Origin of the sequence: Janthinobacterium kochi, from assembly GCF_051380715.1 — a bacterium.
Taxonomy (GTDB): Bacteria; Pseudomonadota; Gammaproteobacteria; order Burkholderiales; family Burkholderiaceae_D; genus Janthinobacterium.
Genome location: NZ_JBNYXO010000001.1, coordinates 337,693 through 354,022 on the forward strand (window position 1 = coordinate 337,693; position 16,330 = coordinate 354,022).

At 60.3% G+C, this 16,330-nt stretch carries 17 protein-coding genes and 1 riboswitch; of the genes, 11 read left to right on the forward strand and 6 right to left on the reverse strand.

The window, feature by feature from the left end:
- Positions 1–23 precede the first annotated feature (23 nt).
- Positions 24–174, reverse strand: a riboswitch (FMN riboswitch).
- A gap of 185 nt (positions 175–359) precedes the next feature.
- The 5 genes from ACQ4WL_RS01605 to ACQ4WL_RS01625 all read left to right on the forward strand — a co-directional run bounded on the left by ACQ4WL_RS01605 (position 360) and on the right by ACQ4WL_RS01625 (position 7,300).
- Positions 360–3,203: a M16 family metallopeptidase gene (locus ACQ4WL_RS01605; RefSeq protein WP_436507639.1), complete on the forward strand. Its 2,844-nt coding sequence runs from the start codon at positions 360–362 to the stop codon at positions 3,201–3,203.
- 90 nt (positions 3,204–3,293) lie between these two features.
- Positions 3,294–3,494, forward strand: a complete 201-nt coding sequence (locus ACQ4WL_RS01610; RefSeq protein ID WP_131686228.1) for a hypothetical protein — start codon at positions 3,294–3,296, stop codon at positions 3,492–3,494.
- Positions 3,495–3,639: 145 nt separating this feature from the next.
- Positions 3,640–5,238 carry a methyl-accepting chemotaxis protein gene (locus tag ACQ4WL_RS01615; protein WP_436507641.1) on the forward strand — a complete coding sequence of 533 codons (1,599 nt, stop codon included), beginning with the start codon at positions 3,640–3,642 and terminating at the stop codon, positions 5,236–5,238.
- Between the two features lie 82 nt (positions 5,239–5,320).
- Positions 5,321–6,190 (forward strand): ThiF family adenylyltransferase, encoded by an 870-nt coding sequence (locus tag ACQ4WL_RS01620; protein ID WP_436507643.1) that lies wholly within the window; start codon positions 5,321–5,323, stop codon positions 6,188–6,190.
- Positions 6,191–7,300: a nitroreductase family protein gene (locus ACQ4WL_RS01625; protein ID WP_436507645.1), complete on the forward strand. Its 1,110-nt coding sequence runs from the start codon at positions 6,191–6,193 to the stop codon at positions 7,298–7,300. It begins immediately after the preceding gene.
- 78 nt (positions 7,301–7,378) lie between these two features.
- On the opposite strand, the gene pepA is transcribed toward ACQ4WL_RS01625, so the two are convergent.
- Complete coding sequence (gene pepA / locus ACQ4WL_RS01630) at positions 7,379–8,212, reverse strand: flocculation-associated PEP-CTERM protein PepA (protein ID WP_436507646.1); 834 nt, start codon at positions 8,210–8,212, stop codon at positions 7,379–7,381.
- Positions 8,213–8,460: 248 nt separating this feature from the next.
- Here pepA and ACQ4WL_RS01635 point away from each other — a divergent pair, with 248 nt between their 5' ends.
- The 4 genes from ACQ4WL_RS01635 (at position 8,461) to ACQ4WL_RS01650 (ending at position 10,056) form a co-directional block, all read left to right on the forward strand.
- Positions 8,461–8,634 (forward strand): hypothetical protein, encoded by a 174-nt coding sequence (locus ACQ4WL_RS01635; RefSeq protein ID WP_168208427.1) that lies wholly within the window; start codon positions 8,461–8,463, stop codon positions 8,632–8,634.
- 248 nt (positions 8,635–8,882) lie between these two features.
- A complete protein-coding gene (locus ACQ4WL_RS01640) occupies positions 8,883–9,020 on the forward strand; it encodes a hypothetical protein (protein WP_170840448.1) in 138 nt (45 codons plus the stop codon).
- A 129-nt stretch (positions 9,021–9,149) separates the two neighbouring features.
- The gene (locus tag ACQ4WL_RS01645; protein WP_426070501.1) at positions 9,150–9,518 is read left to right on the forward strand and encodes a hypothetical protein; all 369 of its coding nucleotides are present in this window, start codon (positions 9,150–9,152) and stop codon (positions 9,516–9,518) included.
- Positions 9,519–9,597: 79 nt separating this feature from the next.
- On the forward strand, positions 9,598–10,056 hold the full coding sequence (locus ACQ4WL_RS01650) for an acyl-CoA thioesterase (RefSeq protein ID WP_096238581.1): 459 nt from the start codon (positions 9,598–9,600) through the stop codon (positions 10,054–10,056).
- 88 nt (positions 10,057–10,144) lie between these two features.
- Here the strand turns inward: ACQ4WL_RS01650 and ACQ4WL_RS01655 are convergent, their stop codons facing one another.
- From ACQ4WL_RS01655 to ACQ4WL_RS01670, 4 genes are all read right to left on the reverse strand, one after another.
- On the reverse strand, positions 10,145–11,551 hold the full coding sequence (locus tag ACQ4WL_RS01655) for a DEAD/DEAH box helicase (RefSeq protein ID WP_436507647.1): 1,407 nt from the start codon (positions 11,549–11,551) through the stop codon (positions 10,145–10,147).
- A 382-nt stretch (positions 11,552–11,933) separates the two neighbouring features.
- Positions 11,934–12,062, reverse strand: a complete 129-nt coding sequence (locus ACQ4WL_RS01660; RefSeq protein WP_436507649.1) for a hypothetical protein — start codon at positions 12,060–12,062, stop codon at positions 11,934–11,936.
- A 7-nt stretch (positions 12,063–12,069) separates the two neighbouring features.
- Positions 12,070–12,858, reverse strand: coding sequence for an enoyl-ACP reductase FabI (gene fabI, locus ACQ4WL_RS01665; protein ID WP_436507650.1), 789 nt, complete (start codon positions 12,856–12,858; stop codon positions 12,070–12,072).
- Positions 12,859–12,961: 103 nt separating this feature from the next.
- Positions 12,962–14,377, reverse strand: a complete 1,416-nt coding sequence (locus ACQ4WL_RS01670; RefSeq protein ID WP_436507652.1) for a transglycosylase SLT domain-containing protein — start codon at positions 14,375–14,377, stop codon at positions 12,962–12,964.
- 349 nt (positions 14,378–14,726) lie between these two features.
- Between ACQ4WL_RS01670 and ACQ4WL_RS01675 the strand changes: the two genes are divergently transcribed.
- Together ACQ4WL_RS01675 and ACQ4WL_RS01680 are read left to right on the forward strand one after the other, a co-directional pair.
- On the forward strand, positions 14,727–15,299 hold the full coding sequence (locus ACQ4WL_RS01675; protein WP_436508338.1) for a DUF1415 domain-containing protein: 573 nt from the start codon (positions 14,727–14,729) through the stop codon (positions 15,297–15,299).
- A complete protein-coding gene (locus tag ACQ4WL_RS01680; protein ID WP_133990271.1) occupies positions 15,299–15,493 on the forward strand; it encodes a DUF1289 domain-containing protein in 195 nt (64 codons plus the stop codon). Before ACQ4WL_RS01675 ends, ACQ4WL_RS01680 begins: the two co-directional genes overlap by 1 nt.
- A gap of 105 nt (positions 15,494–15,598) precedes the next feature.
- On the opposite strand, the gene ACQ4WL_RS01685 is transcribed toward ACQ4WL_RS01680, so the two are convergent.
- Positions 15,599–16,105, reverse strand: coding sequence for a DUF1993 domain-containing protein (locus ACQ4WL_RS01685; protein ID WP_436507653.1), 507 nt, complete (start codon positions 16,103–16,105; stop codon positions 15,599–15,601).
- Positions 16,106–16,330 lie beyond the last annotated feature (225 nt).

The window sequence follows — 16,330 nt, forward strand, 5'->3', positions numbered from 1 at the left end:
GTCGAGCGGACATCGCGTTTACTGCACATCTTCTTTCATCCGGACTATACCGTCGGCCCCGGAATCACACCGGATCTGCTGACCCTGCCAAACGACGTTTGACAGGCGCTCGCGGGCTTGACCGTTGCCGGTCTTACCGCCGGTGGGGAATCGCACCCCGCCCCGAAGACGTATTGTTGTGCCGGTCGACATGACCGGCGGCAATACTTTAGCACAATTGAAAAAATCTGGCGGGATACTGCTGAGTTTCTCATTCGGCAAAATTGCCTGGGGAAAGCGGTTTTTCCTAAGCTGTTTTTAATGGCGGAAAGACGATTTCAGTGTAAGGTACGCTTACTGAATTTTACCGTTGAGAATACATGAAGCTGAGTAAATTACGCCTGATTTCGGGCGCCGTCTTGCTGGCCTGCGCCTGCATGGCCCAGGCAGAAATCCGTTTGACCGATCCCTTGCCGCTGGCACCAGAAGTGACCGTTGGAAAACTGCCGAACGGCTTGACTTATTACATCAAGAAAAATGCCCGTCCGGCGCAGAAAGTGGAATTGCGCCTGGTGGTGAAAGCCGGCTCCATCCTGGAAGATGATGACCAGCAAGGCCTGGCGCATTTCACGGAACACATGGCCTTCAATGGCTCCACGCATTTCAAACGTAATGAGCTCATTTCCTATTTGCAATCGATCGGCGTGAAGTTCGGCGCCGACTTGAACGCCTACACGAGCTTTGATGAAACCGTGTACGTACTGCCGATTCCGACGAACAAGAAGGAAAACCTGGAAAAAGGTTTCCTCGTGCTGGAAGACTGGGCGCATGGCTTGAAATTCAATCCGCTCGACATCAACAGCGAGCGCGGCATCGTGCTGGAAGAGGCGCGCCTGGGCAAGGGTGCCAGCGACCGCATGAACAAGGTCTTGTATCCGAAGTTGCTGAACGGTTCGCGCTATGCGCAACGCATGCCGATAGGCAAGGAATCCGTTTTGAAAACGTTCAAGCCGGAAGCCATCAAGCGTTTCTACAAGGATTGGTATCGTCCCGACCTGATGGCCGTGATGGTGGTCGGTGACGTGGAGCCGAAACAGGCTGAAAAGCTGATCCAGCAGCATTTCGGCAAGCTGAAAAACCCCGCGAAACCGCGTCCGCGCCTGTATGCGGAAGTGCCGCAGCGCTCGCAAACGGAAGCGCTGGTGATCACGGACAAGGAAGCGCCGGACGACACGGTCTTCATCCGCTACCCGATCCGCGCCGCGCAGGAACCCGTCACGATCGCCGACTACCGCCGCCAGATGATCGAGAACCTGTACGGGCAAATGCTCAGCGCGCGCATGCAGGAATTGACGCAGCAAGCCAATCCCCCGTTCATCCAGGGCGGCAGCAGCATGGGCAAGCTGGTGCGCGGCTATGAATCGTTCAGCGCATATGCCTTGCTGGGCAAGGGCGGCGTGCAGCCGGCCGTCGATGCGCTGGTGCAGGAAGATGAGCGGGCGCGCCGCTTCGGTTTCAGCCAGGATGAGCTGGACCGGGCGCGCAAGAACATGCTGCGCAATTACGAGCGCGCGTACAGCGAGCGCGACAAGTCCGATTCGGCCGGTTTCGTGGCCGAGTATTCGCGCAACTTCCTGGAGCAGGAAGCCATTCCCGGCATCGCCAATGAATTGCTGTATGCGCAGGAACTCTTGCCGCAAGTAACGCTGCAGGAAATCAACGAGACGGTGGCCAGGGTGATCCCCGACCAGCAAAAGAAACTGGTGGTCTTCATGGGCGCCGAGCCGAAAGCGGGCGATACGGCCTCGACTGTGCCGACGCAGCAGCAATTGCTCGACGCGGTGGCGCAAGCCGAGCAGCAGAAGGTCGAGCCGCGCACGGAAAAAGTCCTGGCCAGCAAGCTGATGGACGGCCCGCCGGCCGGTGGCAGCATCGTCGCTGAAAAGTTGAATAGCGCCATCGGCGTAACGGAGCTGACCTTGGGCAATGGTGTGCGCGTGCTGCTCAAACCGACCGATTTCAAGAATGACCAGGTGCTGATGGGCTCGACCCGGTTCGGCGGCCAGTCCCTGTTCGGCGACGCCGATATCTATAGCGCCCGCTATGCCAGCGCCGTGGTCGGCAGCATGGGCTTGAAGGACTTGGCGCCGCTGGACTTGCAAAAGGTTTTGGCCGGCAAGACGGTCAATGTGGGCGCTTCGCTGGGCGAACTGAGCGAAGGCTTTGGCGGTTCGGCCAGCAGCGCCGACGTGGAAGCCATGTTGCAACTGGTGACTCTGTATTTCCATGACGTACGCAAGGATGCGGGCCTGTACCAATCCTTCATCGGCAAGCAGCAGGACCTGGCGAAAAACAGCATGGCGCAGCCGGAAGCCGTGTTCTACGATGCCATCCAGCACGCCATGTTTGGTGACAACCCGCGCGTCGATGGCGTGCCGCGCGCGGCCGACTTCGACAAGGTGGGCCTGGACCGTTCGCTGGAGATCTTCCGCCAGCGCTTTTCCAGCGCGCGCGGCATGACCTTCATCTTCACGGGCAGCTTCGAGCTCGACAAGATCAAGCCGCTGATCGCCAGCTACCTGGGCACCTTGCCCGTGGCCGAGGTGCCGCACGCCTACCGCGACGTGGGCATGCGCCCGGTGGCAGGGATCGTCAAGAAGGACATCTACATGGGCAGCGAGCCCAAAAGCACGATTTCCATCACCTTCAATGGCGACGTGGCGTATTCGGACGAGCAAAAGCTGACCCTGCAGGCGCTGGGCGAGGTGTTGAACCTGAAAGTCATCGAAGTGCTGCGCGAAAAGATGAGCATGATCTATGGCGGTGGCTTCGAAACGTCCATGGGTCAGCATCCGTATGGCCATTATTCAGTGGCGCTGAACTTGCCGACGGCGCCGGAAAACGTGGACAAGGTGATCGCCGCCGCCTTTGCCGAAATCAACAAGATGAAGAGGGAAGGACCGTCCGTGGCCGACCTGGAAAAGGTCAAGCTGAACTGGATTACGCGCCAGCAGAAATCCTTGCGGGAAAATAATTACTGGATGAACCAACTGATGGGTTCGGTGACACAGGGCCGCGACCCCGCGCACATCCTGCGCTACGAACAGCGCGTGCGCGCCATCACGCCGCAAGCCGTCAAGCTGGCGGCGCAGCGCTACCTGGACATGCACAATTACGTGCAGGTGGTGCTGTATCCGGAGCGTAAACACGTTGCCTCTAAGTAATCTTCATTGTTGCATTGCAGGGGCGGCAGGGCGGCGAAGCTGTTAAACTGCTGTTGATGGATGTGATCGCAATTTAACAAGCAAGGAAATATGATGGCGAAGAAAGAAGAACTCGATCCGGAAACCCTGGAATTGATCAACTGGTGTATCGAGGTTGAAGGCTTCCTGGTGGCCGGCGGCGCCACCGTGGCACAGGCGCAAGACCACATCGAAGAACAGGTCGAGTGGTTTACCGACCAGTTCTACGACGGCTTGACGCCGGAAGAGGCGGCCAAGGAAGCCTTGGCCTGACCCTTTCAGCAAGACTTCAGCAAGAAATATGCGGGCGGTGCCTGCCGGGCATCAGCCTGGTAGCGCCGCCCGCTTTGCTTTTCTGAAAAGATTTCCATATGGAAATTGTTTATAATTTCACATTTTATTCTTTACCCAGGCTCCCATGACTCTTCGTTCGCGCATTCTCCTCCTGTGTTTCAGCACCTTGCTGGGCATCGTCCTCATCGCTTCATTTTCTTTGTATTCCCTGCGCCAGACCATGATGGCCGAGCGTGTCGAGCAATTGACGGTGCTGGTGGAATTGGCCAATGCCTCGGTGGAAAATGCGTATGCGCTGGAACAGTCGGGCAAGCTCACGCGTGAGCAAGCCCAGCAGCAGGCCAAGCTGGCCATCGGCAGCTTCGTCAAGGACGAGATGTATTACTTTGTGCGCGATTTCAGCACCGATTTGCTGTACGTGCACCCGAATGCGTCGCGCATCGGTGTGCCGCAAAAGAACATGAAGCAGTCGGGCGACCGCTACCGGGCAGCCCTGGCCAACAGCCGCATTGGCCTGGTGCAGGCCGATGGCTCGCGTCCCGGCGTGAAGGAGCCGGTGGCGAAGATGTATGCGGTGGTGAAATTTGCGCCGTGGGACTGGCTGATCGGCACCGGCACCTACATCGATGACATCAACCACAAGTTCTGGGCCCAGGCCGGCGTGCTGCTGGCCATTGGCGGCGCGCTGATGCTGGTGGTGGGTGCCCTGGCGGCCTTGATGCTGCGCCGCATCCTGGGCCAGCTGGGTGGCGAACCCGACTATGCAGCGGCCATCGTCGCGCAAATCGCCAAGGGCGACCTGACCACGCAGATCGACACCCGCCCCGGCGATACATCCAGCCTGTTGATGGCGATCAAGGCCATGCGCGACAACCTGGCGCATCTGGTGAGCCAGGTGCGCAACGATGCCGATGCCATTTCCACGGCGTCGGGTGAAATCGCTTCCGGCAACCATGACTTGTCGGCGCGCACGGAGCAGCAGGCGGGATCATTGGAAGAAACGGCCTCGACCATGGAAGAAATGACTTCGACCGTGCGCCAGAACGCGGACAATGCGCGTCAGGCCAACCAGCTGGCCATTTCTGCCTCGCAAGTGGCGACACAGGCGGGCGGCGTGGTGAGCCAGGTGGTCGACACCATGGGTGCCATCAATGCCTCGTCGAAAAAAATCGGCGACATCATCGCCGTCATCGACGGTATCGCCTTCCAGACGAATATCCTGGCCTTGAACGCCGCCGTGGAAGCGGCGCGAGCAGGCGAGCAGGGCCGCGGCTTTGCCGTCGTCGCCAGTGAAGTACGCAACCTGGCGCAACGCTCGGCTGCTGCCGCCAAGGAGATCAAGCAATTGATCGACAGTTCCGCCGAGCAAGTGGGCGCAGGTGAAAAACTGGTGGCTCTGGCGGGCGAGACGATGGAGAAAGTGGTTTCCAGCGTGCAGCATGTGACCGATATCGTGGCCGAGATTTCCTCGGCCAGCGCCGAGCAGAGCGCCGGCATCGAGCAGATCAACCAGGCCATCGTCGAGATGGATAACATGACGCAGCAAAACTCGGCCCTGGTCGAGCAGGCTTCGGCGGCGGCGCAGGCCATGAACGAACAGGCAGCCGGACTGGCGCAGATCGTCAGCGTGTTCAAGGTGGGCGCAGTGGCGCGGCACGCGGCGGCGCCCGCGCGCGCGGCACCGGCACTGGCACCGGCAGTGCAGCGCCGTCTGGCGCGCTAAGTTGTCGTCATAGCGGGAACTTATCGCCCGACCGTCTGTCAAACCATTCTTGGTCCTTAGGGGATGCACAGAAGAGGTCAGCATGACAGACGGTTTTTCCTATCAGGCGGCGTTTGCCCGCAACCTGGGCTGGGTCACGCAGGCGGAGCAGGACAGCTTGCGCGGCAAGCGCGTAGCCATTGCCGGTATGGGCGGCGTGGGCGGCGTGCATCTGCTGACCCTGGCGCGGCTGGGCATCGGCGCTTTTCACATCGCCGATTTCGATACCTTCGATATCGCCAACTTCAATCGCCAGGCCGGCGCCATGATGTCCACCCTGGGCCAGCCCAAGGTGGCCGTCCTGGCGCAGATGGCGCGGGATATCAATCCCGAACTTGAGATTAAACAATTTCCTGACGGCATACACGACAGTAACCTGGCGGAGTTTTTTGCCGGTGTCGACCTGTATGTGGACGGCCTGGATTTCTTTGCCTTTCCTGCGCGCCAGGCCACCTTCGCCAGCTGCGCGCGCCTGGGCATCCCCGCCATCACGGCCGCGCCACTGGGCATGGGCACGGCCGTGCTCAGTTTCATGCCTGGCGGCATGACGTTCGAAGCGTATTTTGGCTGGGGCGACTTGCCGGAAGAAGAGAAGGCCCTGCGCTTTCTCGTCGGCCTGGCGCCGGCCGGCTTGCACGGCCCCTATCTGGTCGACCCGTCCGCCATCAATCTGAAGGAGCGGCGCGGGCCGTCGACCATCATGGGCTGCCAGCTGTGCGCGGGCGCGGCCGCCACCGAGGCACTGAAAATACTCTTGAAACGCGGCAAGGTGATGGCGGCGCCGCACGGTATGCATTTCGACGCCTATCGCAACAAGCTCGTGCATACCTGGCGTCCGGGCGGCAACCGTCATCCGCTGCAGCGCCTGACGATGGCCATCATCAAGCGGCGCCGCGCCGCGCAGGGGGCATAAATGGCGCAAGCACTGCAGATCGATCCCGTACTGGAAAATATCCTCGAGCAGGCGCGCTGGGCGCCCAGCGGCGACAACACGCAGCCGTGGCGTTTTGAAGTCGTGGACCCGCGGCACGTCGTCGTGCATGGCTTCGATACGCGCAGCCATTGCGTGTACGACCTCGACGGCCATCCCAGCCAGCTGTCGCTCGGTGCCTTGCTCGAAAGCATGGCACTGGCAGCCAGCAGCCATGGCTTGCGCATGGAAGCGCGCCGGCACGGCGGCTTGCCCGACACCTTGCCCACGTTTGATGTGCGCTTTGTCGACAGCCCCGGCATGCTTTCCGACCCGCTGGCGGCCTTTCTCGCGCAGCGCAGCGTGCAGCGGCGCCGGCTCAGCACGCGCCGCCTGCGCGCCAGCGAAAAGGCGGCGCTGGCGGCCAGCTTGCCGCCCGGCTACAGCGTGCAGTGGTTCGAAGGCTGGCGCATGCGCCTGGCCTGTGCGCGCCTGATGTTCGACAATGCGAAGCTGCGCCTGACCATGCCCGAAGCGCACAAGGTGCACCGCGACGTCATCGAATGGGGCGCGCGCTTCAGCGCCGACCGCATCCCGGAGCAGGCGCTCGGTGTCGACCCGATGACGGCGCGGCTGATGCGCTGGGTCATGCACAGCTGGCGCCGCGTGGATTTTTTCAATACCTGGCTGGCTGGCACCGTCGCACCCCGGCTGCAGATGGACTTGCTGCCCGGCCTGTATTGCGCTGCGCATTTCGTGCTGCTGGCCGAGGCGCCGCCGCGTCACATCGATGACTACGTGGCGGCGGGCAGGGCCATGCAGCGCTTCTGGCTGACGGCCACGCAGCTGGGCTTGCAGTTACAGCCGGAACTGACGCCGCTGATCTTCGCCCGTTATGTGCGCGAACGGCGGGCCTTTTCGCGCACCGACGGCATGCTGGAGCTGGCGCAGGAACTGGCGGTGCAATGCCAGGCCGTGCTGGGTGCGGTGGCGTTTGATCGGGCCGTGTTCCTTGGCCGCATCGGCGCCGGCCCGGCGGCCCAGGCGCGCTCCTTGCGCCGGCCGTTGCAAGACTTGCTGGTGGCGCCGGTCAACGGGAAGACGCTTGCGTGAACGGCATGGGCTTCCCTGTTGTCGCAGCGAAAAAAGCCGCTGAGGACATCAGCGGCTCTTAGACTGGATGATCGCATGTCAAGCCTGGCGTTGCCCGCCTTGCTGGCGGCGCGCAGTCATGCCCAGGCCAAACAGGCCGATACCGAGCAGGGCGATGGTGCCTGGTTCAGGTACAGCTGCCTGGAATAATTCCAGGCCGCCACCGTCGGCCATCGCGATGAAACTGTCGGTCAGGCTGCCGCCGATGAAGCTGTTCGTATTCCCGCTGAGGGACTCCAGCGGGAAAAACGGGTTGGGATTGACGAAAAACAACTGTCCTTGCGGCGTCAATGTGGCGTTAAGCAAGGCCTTGAAGTCGCCCTGGGCCAGGCCGGCGAAAATGTGTGCTTCGCCCACATCGATCGTGTATGTCACGATCGCAAAGTCATCGCCCGCGACACCACCCACATTCACCGGCGAGCCTGCGACGTTACTGACCGACAGTGACGTGTCCTGGTTGGGGTCGATGTACAAGGTCATGGTCAGGGTTTGAAAGGTAGCGTGGATCCCGCCAGCCAGAGTATCGGACTGGCCGGTGATGGTAAACAGGCCATATATGCCATAGCCATTGAGGGCGTTCAGTTGCGATGGAACGCTGCCGCCGGTGGGACTGCCGAAAGCGGCCTTGGTCAGAAAGCCTGTTTGAGTGAAGGGATCGTTGCCGCCACCCAAACCGCCAACGATGGTTTGTTCGACGCGCGCGTGATATTCAAAGCTGATGCGGTCGGCCACCACCAGATTGGCTGCGGTGCCGGGGACGGAACCTTCATCGACGGTAAACAAGGGACCAGCGAGTGCGGGAGCACTGATCAGCGCGGCGCCGATGGCGGCCGCGGAGATAGCGAAACGCAGGAATGAGGACAGCGGTTTCATGGCATTTCCTTCAGCGTGAGGGTTGATCGGACCAGGTCACTGTGGCGGCTGCCTCAGATAACCTCATACACCCTTGAAGCAGAATTCGTACCATGTAATATTTGTATTTGAATTCAACAGCTTATAAAAACAGGGATGGCGTTTTTCGTGCTTGTGTAAAAAAAATCGACGTTTTACCCGGCCTATGGCGCGGCTCGCGGGCGCCAGTTTTTCCCGTCATCGGCTACAGTGGGGCAAAGGAGGTCACCATGCAACTACCATCCCGTCATGCCCCGCTGCGTGCGCACAGCACGCCTGAACCGGATATCCCGCCGCCGCCCGAAGGCGATCCGCTGACGCCGCCGCCGGAAAAGCCGCCGCACACGGAGCCCGTGCCCGTCGAGGAACCGACGCCACCGCCGCCGCCCGTCAGGATGGGCTAACCAAGTCGTTGCACGCCTGAGCGCACCTGAGTGCACCTGAGCGGTGATGCCACTGCCGTGCGCTGTTTATTTCTGGTCGGAAAGGAATTGCGCGGGCGGCGGGATTGCCACGCCAATTAAACAACAAAAATGCCAATAAACGTTGCCGAGTGGATACAAATCAATCGCTAACTGCTGTGTGTCATGCGGCCGTCACGATTCTGTTCTTATAATGAGACATCATAAAAATTCTTGTACAGGAGACCATCATGGGCAATTCCTTGCATAACAAAATCTACCTGGGCCGGCGCCCTGTGATTACCAGTAAAAACCTCGCAGCGCTGGCCCTGGCTGGCGCCGTGGCCGGTTGCGGCCTGGCGTGGTTGCTGCTGCGCAGCTACAAATAAGCGCGATCCACGCGCATTTTCAGCACGCCGTCCGTGGGGCGGAAGGCGACTGAATCACGTTGCCTGTTGCCGATGCGCAGCGGGGCGCGTACCATGGGGGCCGAACACCTGGCCTTTTATGGAAAAGTAATGAAGAACGAGAAATTAACAACCGATGAATATGACGCGCTGGAGCAAGTTGCACGCGGCATCAAGACCGAGCGCCCCAGTGCTTGCGTAGCCCGCAATGCCAAGCGCCTGTCCGGTCTGAAGCTGCTCAGCTATGCACGCGATGGCCGTTTGTCCATCACCGAGAAAGCCCAACAGCTGCTGTTCCTGCGCCGCTGCATCATGGGGTTGCGCGCCGTCGCCGCCGATCCGCTGACCAAGCTGGACACGGAAGTGGCGTATTTCCTGGGCAAGAAAGCCCACATCGTGGCGCGCGCCGAAGGCGAGGGACACGATATTTCCGACAAGGGCCGCGACTCGCTGGCCGACATCGACACCCTGGGCCTGTAAGGTCTACACCGGCCCCTGGGGCCGGTTTTCACATCCCCCTCACTTTTATTTCCCTTTGGAGAACACTTTGGACAGCGCGATGAACTGGTCGGCCCACGAACTGACGATGACGGTCCTGATGACGCCCGATATGGCCAACTTTTCCGGCAACGTGCACGGTGGCACCATCCTGAAATATCTCGATAGCGTCGCCTACGCCTGTGCCAGCCGCTACTCGGGCAGCTATGTGGTGACCCTGTCCGTGGACCAGGTGATGTTCTTGCAGCCTATTCACGTCGGTGAGCTGGTGACGTTCCTCGCCTCGATCAATTACACGGGCACTACCTCGATGGAAGTGGGCATCCGCGTGGTGACGGAAAACATTCAGCAGCGCCTGGTGCGCCACGCCAACAGTTGCTATTTCACGATGGTGGCCGTGGACGCCAACCGCAAGCCGGTGGCCGTGCCGCCGCTGGTGCTGGAGACGCCGGAGCAGCAGGTGCGCTTCGAGCAAGCCAAGCTGCGCAAGCTGTCGCGCCAGAAGGTGTCCAAGAAGTAAAAGCAGTTGGCAATAAAAAACGGCCACCAGAGCGATCTGGTAGCCGTTTTTTTATTGCCTGCCGCCTGCTGGCGGCATGGCGCCGTGATTAACGGTCGCCGTAGCTGCGGCGTGCGCCGTCGGTGCTGCGCGGGTTGGAACCCTTGTAGCCGCCGCCGGTGCTCGGCGCGCCATCTTTGCGTGGTGCGCCCGGCTTGCTGAACGTGCGTTGTGCTGGCTTCGCGCCGCCACGGTTGTCGCCTGGTTTCCAGCCGCCTGGACGGGCGCTCGAACGTGGTGCCGACGCCGTTTTCTTAGGCTCGAAACCTTCGATGACATTGACCGGGATCAATTGCTTGGTGAAGCGTTCGATGCGCTTGACGTTCATGCCTTCAGCGTGGTTCACCAGCGAGATGGCCAGGCCATTGCGGCCAGCGCGGCCGGTACGGCCGATGCGGTGGACGTAGTCTTCCGGGAACTTCGGCAGATCGTAGTTGAACACGTGGGTGATGGTAGGCACGTCGATACCGCGGGCGGCAACGTCGGTGGCGACCAGCACTTTGACCTGGCCGCGGCGCATGCCGTCCAGGGTGCGGTTACGCGCGCCCTGATGCATGTCGCCGTGCAAGGCGGCGGCCGAGAAACCGGCGATGTTCAGACGGTCGGCGATGGTGTCGGCGTCACGCTTGGTGGCGGTGAACACAACAGCCTGGTCCAGCGTTTCGTCGCGCAGCAGGTGGTCCAGCAGGCGATTCTTGTGCGACAGATCGTCGACGAAGTGGACGCGCTGGGTGATGTTTTCATGCTTGTTCGACGAACCGGCGATCTGGATGACCAGCGGGTTTTTCGTGATGCGGCGCGCCATGTTGCCAACGACGCCGTCCAGGGTTGCCGAGAACAGCATGGTTTGACGGCCTTCTGGCGTCGCGTCCACGATCTTTTCGATGTCGTCGATGAAACCCATGTCCAGCATGCGGTCGGCTTCGTCCAGCACCAGGATTTCCAGTTGCGAGAAGTCGATCTTGCCCGAGTCCATGTGGTCGATCAGACGGCCAGGGGTGGCGACCAGAATCTCAGGATTCTTGGCCAGCAATTGCATCTGTTTAGGGTAAGGCATGCCGCCCAGGATCGACACAGCCTTGATGCGGCGGATGCCGGTGCTGTACTTGTCGGTGTTGGTGGTCACTTGCAGTGCCAGTTCGCGCGTTGGCGTCAGCACCAGCATTTTTGGCTGGGCAGCCTTGAAGCGCGGACGCTCGCCGCGGGCGCGCGATGCTTGCATTTCCTGGTTTGGTGTCTTGCCGGCGGCGCTTTGTTCGGCGCTGGCCAGTTTGTGCAGCGACGGCAGCATGAAAGCTGCGGTCTTGCCCGAACCGGTCTGCGACGAGACCAGCAGGTCACGGCCTTCGATCGCGGCTGGAATCGCTTGCAACTGTACCGCGGTTGGCGCGGTGTAGCCCGATTCGGTCAGAGCGGCGATGATGGACGGATGCAGGCCTAAGGATTCAAATGTCATTCTTTTCTTTCGTAAAAATCAGCGTTCTTGCAAAAAGCAGAACGCAAAATAGCAACGCCAACCAAAACGAAATGACTCAACTAGAAAGAAATTTCGGCACAAAAGCTTTGCGCCGGGACGGTGTCAGGTGCGACACACAAGGCGGGAGGGCTTTATAAGCGGCATCCTGTGGATGCGCTAAGGCTTGCGAAGCTGCTAAGTTTGTAATTGCATGTTACTGCGGTGTTGCCATCGCTTCAAGCGAACATATTGCAGCGCACAACGACACTATACCGTATTTGCCGCCGTTTTGCACGGTCTAAATGGGAAGAAACGACAGTCCTACCACGTTTTGAACATGTTTCCTATGTGAAATCAGTAGGAGTACGTAGTTTTCCTTCGTTTAATTGAGCATGGCCACGATGTCGGCGGACAGTGGCGGCGCCTGTTGCGTTTCCCTGGCCAGATTGATTTGCCGGGTTGCCTGCGCCAGTTCGACCAGGCCCGCGAAGTCGGGCGAGGCCTCGGCCATCACCGCATCACTCCACTTCGGGATTGACCGCCATCACTTGCGAAAAGCCGCCATCGACGTAGGTAATTTCGCCTGTGATGCCCGAGGCCAGGTCGGACAGCAAAAAGGCGGCCGTGTTGCCCACTTCCTCGATGGTGACGTTGCGGCGCAGCGGGGCGTGCTCGGCCACAAAGCCCAGGAGTTTACTGAAATCCTTGATGCCGGTGGCGGCCAAAGTCTTGATGGGGCCGGCCGAGATGCCGTTGGCGCGGATGCCGCGCGGGCCCAGCGACTCGGCCAGGTAACGCACGGACGCTTCCAGCGAGGCCTTGGCCAGGCCCATGGTGTTGTAGTAGGGCACTGCGCGCATGGCGCCCAGGTAGGTCAGGGTCAATACGGAGGCGCCCGGATGCAGCAGGGGCAGGGCGGCCTTGGTCATGGCGGGAAAACTGTAGGCGGAAATATCGTGCGCGATGCGGAAGCTGTCGCGCGACAAGCCGTCGAGGAAGTCGCCGGCGATCGCCTCGCGCGGCGCAAAGCCGATGGCGTGCACGAGGCCGTCGAGGTGTTCCCAGTAGCGCGCCAGGTCGCTGAAGACGGCGCTGATCTGTTCATCGCTGGAAACGTCGCAGTCAAATACCAGTTCGCTGCCGAATTCGGCTGCAAACTCCGTGATGCGCTCCTTGAAGCGCTCACCCACGTAGGTGAAGGCGAGGGTGGCGCCTTCGCGGTGGCAAGCCTTGGCGATGCCATAGGCGATGGAGCGGTTCGACAGCAAGCCCGTGATGAGGATTTTTTTGCCTTGCAAGAAAGCCATGACGACTCCTGTCTGGGGTGGTGGACGGGGTGGACGGATGTGCAACCGGCCGCGACAGCAAAGCTGTGGCGGCCGGTGAGGTGCGTCTATACAGCTCTGGCGATCAGTGGCGCGCTTTTGCCCGGCTATTGCTGCCGCCGCGCTGGATGCGCGGTTTCACCAGAGAAATTGGCGCAGCTTGCACCTTGCCGCCCTTGGCGACGCGGCGCAATGCTTTGGCGGCCCGTTCCGGCCGGTCCGCTTCCAGCAGCATGGTGGCGCTGTCGGCGATTTCCTGGGTGATATCCTTGTTCATCGTGGCCGAGGTTTTCGGTACCAGGATGGTGGAGCCGGCGCGCAGGCTGGTGCGCTGGGGAATGTTGTTGGCCTGACGCAGCACGTCGGCCGTGGTGCCGAATTTCGACGCCAGGGTTTCGATGCGTTCGCGCGCATTGGTGATCTTGTGCGTGGTCCAGCTCGACAAGGCATGACCCCATTGCGCCAGGTTGGTGGTGAACTTGGCGGCGTTTTCCTGCGGTAACAGAATCTTGGTCTTTTCGCCGCCGATGATGACGGGGCGGTTAAATTGCGGATTCAAGGCCTTGAATTCATCCATCGACAGTTCGGCCAGCTGGGCGGCAACGGTGATGTCGATGTCGCTGGTCTTGTCGATGGCCGTGAAATAGGGCTGGTTGTCGACCACGGGCAGGGTCAGGCCGAACTGGGCCGGATTGGCGATGATGTTTTTCACCGCTTGCAGTTTCGGCACGTAGTTGCGCGTTTCGGCAGGCATCAGGTCGGCCAGGCTTTCGAAATCGGTCGGCTTGCCCATCGCCTGGTTTTTCTTGATGGCGCGCTGCACCGAGCCTTCGCCCCAGTTGTAGGCGGCCAGCGCCAGTTGCCAGTCGCCAAACATGTCATACAGGCGCTGCAGATACGTCAGGGCCGCATCGGTCGAGGTCAGCACGCCGCGGCGCTCGTCCTTGAACATGTTTTGCTTGAGGTTGAAATCGCGCCCCGTGGCGGGCACGAATTGCCACATGCCGGCGGCATTGGCGCTGGAGAACGCTTGCGGGTTGAAGGCGGACTCGATGAACGGCAGCAAGGCCAGTTCCGTCGGCATGCCGCGCTTTTCCAGTTCCTGCACCACGTGGAAGATGTAGCGCGAGGCGCGTGCCGTCGTGCGGGCGATGTAGTCGGGGCGGGTGGCGTACCAGTTGACGTGGTTGGCCACCAGTTGGTTGTTGATGTCGGGAATCGCATAGCCGCTGCGGATGCGGCCCCAGACGTCGGCTTCGCGCAGCGGATCGGAGTTCTCGCTGAGGTTTTTCAGCAGACGGTCGGTCTTTTGCAGGCGGTTGTCGAGGGTGGGGAGCTTCGCCGTGACCTGGGCGGTCATCGGGATCAGGGCCGGTGCGGTGGCGGTGGCGACTGGTGCGTTATCGCTCTCAACACCGGCTTCGTACGCCTGGCTGAGGGCGGGCGCAAGCGCCAGGGCCAACGCCGCCAGGACGGTAGATTTAAAGGAGTTTTCGTGCATAGTGTTCCATTGTTGTCGTCGGAGAAACATCGGACAGACCCATGATCAAGCTGCGAGTGTACGTATATCCCCATGCCGGAGTCAAGAATTATGTCAGCATGATGACAGGAAATAAGCGGCAATAAGTAACCGTAAGCGGGAAGCGGCTGATTTTCCATGCGAAAATGCTGTCATTATTGCAAATTTAATTTGCCCAATGCGTGATTCGGCCGCTGTTATAGCATACATGGCGATGAGGCTGGCGCAAGCTTGGCAGCCGTTCAGTATGAGACTGCGCAAAGAGTGCGTACAATTTGGCTTTGGCCGGCCATTTGGCTGCCGGTCGCCATATCGATAGAGAGTCATGCATATGAACACCCCGCCGCGTCACGACGACGACAACGCCGTCATCATCGCCAATACCGTTGCCTGGCTGGAAAAGGCCGTGATTGGCCTGAACCTGTGCCCGTTCGCCAAGGCCGTACACGTCAAGAAGCAGATCCGCTACGTGGTGTGCGAATCGAGCAATCCGGAAGAGTTGCTGGCGATGCTGATGGACGAGCTGCAAACCCTGGCCGACACGGACCCCGAGCAGATCGACACGACCTTGCTGATCCATCCGTACACCCTGAACGATTTCCTCGACTATAACGAGTTTCTCGATGTGGCCGATGCGGCCGTGGAAGACATGCATCTGGCCGGCGAACTGCAAGTGGCCAGCTTCCACCCGAACTATCAGTTTGCCGAGACGTTCGAAGACGACATCAGCAACTACACCAACCGCTCGCCCTATCCGACCCTGCACCTGCTGCGCGAAGACAGCATAGCGCGCGCCGTCGAGGCATTCCCGGAAGCGTCGGAAATCTTTGACAAGAATATCGCCACCCTGGAAGCGCTGGGTGTCGAAGGCTGGGAAAAGCTTGGCTTGCCGAAGGTATCCTGATGGGTGACAAGGAACTGCCGCCGCGTCCAGACACGCCCTGCGTGGCCGTCTGCTCGACGACGTTCGATGAAATCTGCCGCGGCTGTGGCCGCAGCGTGGTGGAAGTGGCCCACTGGGTGTCGATGACGGATGAAGAGAAGGAAGTGGTATGGGTGCGGATTCTATCTCAAGGGTATCCGCGCCGGAATACGTAATTTGACCCAACGGCAACTGTCGGGGTCAGACCCCCAAGGACGCTAACGCAGAGCTCAGCGCTAGCGTGCGCGAGGGTCTGACCCCAGATCTTTCAGCGTCAACTATTAATAGCTGCCGATAAAATCTTTTTTACCGACTTCGATACCGTTATGGCGCAGGATGTCGTAGGCCGTCGTCGCGTGGAAGAAGAAGTGTGGCAGCGCGTAGTGGAACAGATACGTCTGGCCCGTGAAGTGCTTGGTCTTTTCGCCGCTGCCGGTGGTGATGGCGCGCGTTTCGCTGCCGTCGATATCCGCTTGCGGCAGGCTTTCCAGGAAGGCGATGGTTTTCACGATGCGCGCTTTCAGCTCTGCAAAGCTCTGTTCGCTGTCTTCATACGGTGGCACGGCCACGCCGGCCAGGCGCGCGCTACAGCCCTTGGCGAAGTCGGTGGCGATCTGGATCTGGCGCACGAAGGGCAGCATGTCCGGGAACAAACGGAATTGCAGCAGGGCGTTCGGGTCGATTTTCTTGTCTTGCGCGTGCGTTTCCGCCTTGTCCAGGATGGCGGCCAGGCTGCCCAGGATCTGTTTGAAGACGGGGATGGAAGCGGAGTAGATGGAGAAGGTCATGGTGGTTCCTCTAGGTAAAGTGGCGCGATGATAGCAAGCTGCGCGTTTTTCTGCTGGCGCTGTCCCGGCGCACCGGTCCGCGTGTGGTTTTTCAACCCTGTCTAGTTGGCATGACGTCGCCGTTGGCACGTGTTTATTGGTGACTTTCCCCGCTTCTTCCATGCATAATTGCTGCTGAAAAAGTTTTTTCCCGCCTTATCACCTGGATTCCTCTGTAAAGTTCCA

Excerpts from the sequence above, each read along its gene's own strand:
- ACQ4WL_RS01685 (WP_436507653.1), bottom strand. The coding sequence starts at position 16,105 with ATGACCTTCTCCATCTACTCCGCTTCCATCCCCGTCTTCAAACAGATC.
- ACQ4WL_RS01615 (WP_436507641.1), top strand. The coding sequence starts at position 3,640 with ATGACTCTTCGTTCGCGCATTCTCCTCCTGTGTTTCAGCACCTTGCTG.
- ACQ4WL_RS01635 (WP_168208427.1), top strand. The coding sequence starts at position 8,461 with ATGCAACTACCATCCCGTCATGCCCCGCTGCGTGCGCACAGCACGCCT.
- ACQ4WL_RS01650 (WP_096238581.1), top strand. The coding sequence starts at position 9,598 with ATGAACTGGTCGGCCCACGAACTGACGATGACGGTCCTGATGACGCCC.
- ACQ4WL_RS01670 (WP_436507652.1), bottom strand. The coding sequence starts at position 14,377 with ATGCACGAAAACTCCTTTAAATCTACCGTCCTGGCGGCGTTGGCCCTG.
- ACQ4WL_RS01610 (WP_131686228.1), top strand. The coding sequence starts at position 3,294 with ATGATGGCGAAGAAAGAAGAACTCGATCCGGAAACCCTGGAATTGATC.
- pepA (WP_436507646.1), bottom strand. The coding sequence starts at position 8,212 with ATGAAACCGCTGTCCTCATTCCTGCGTTTCGCTATCTCCGCGGCCGCC.
- ACQ4WL_RS01660 (WP_436507649.1), bottom strand. The coding sequence starts at position 12,062 with ATGGCCGAGGCCTCGCCCGACTTCGCGGGCCTGGTCGAACTGGCGCAG.
- ACQ4WL_RS01625 (WP_436507645.1), top strand. The coding sequence starts at position 6,191 with ATGGCGCAAGCACTGCAGATCGATCCCGTACTGGAAAATATCCTCGAG.
- ACQ4WL_RS01640 (WP_170840448.1), top strand. The coding sequence starts at position 8,883 with ATGGGCAATTCCTTGCATAACAAAATCTACCTGGGCCGGCGCCCTGTG.
- ACQ4WL_RS01655 (WP_436507647.1), bottom strand. The coding sequence starts at position 11,551 with ATGACATTTGAATCCTTAGGCCTGCATCCGTCCATCATCGCCGCTCTG.
- ACQ4WL_RS01620 (WP_436507643.1), top strand. The coding sequence starts at position 5,321 with ATGACAGACGGTTTTTCCTATCAGGCGGCGTTTGCCCGCAACCTGGGC.
- ACQ4WL_RS01680 (WP_133990271.1), top strand. The coding sequence starts at position 15,299 with ATGGGTGACAAGGAACTGCCGCCGCGTCCAGACACGCCCTGCGTGGCC.
- ACQ4WL_RS01675 (WP_436508338.1), top strand. The coding sequence starts at position 14,727 with ATGAACACCCCGCCGCGTCACGACGACGACAACGCCGTCATCATCGCC.
- ACQ4WL_RS01645 (WP_426070501.1), top strand. The coding sequence starts at position 9,150 with ATGAAGAACGAGAAATTAACAACCGATGAATATGACGCGCTGGAGCAA.
- fabI (WP_436507650.1), bottom strand. The coding sequence starts at position 12,858 with ATGGCTTTCTTGCAAGGCAAAAAAATCCTCATCACGGGCTTGCTGTCG.
- ACQ4WL_RS01605 (WP_436507639.1), top strand. The coding sequence starts at position 360 with ATGAAGCTGAGTAAATTACGCCTGATTTCGGGCGCCGTCTTGCTGGCC.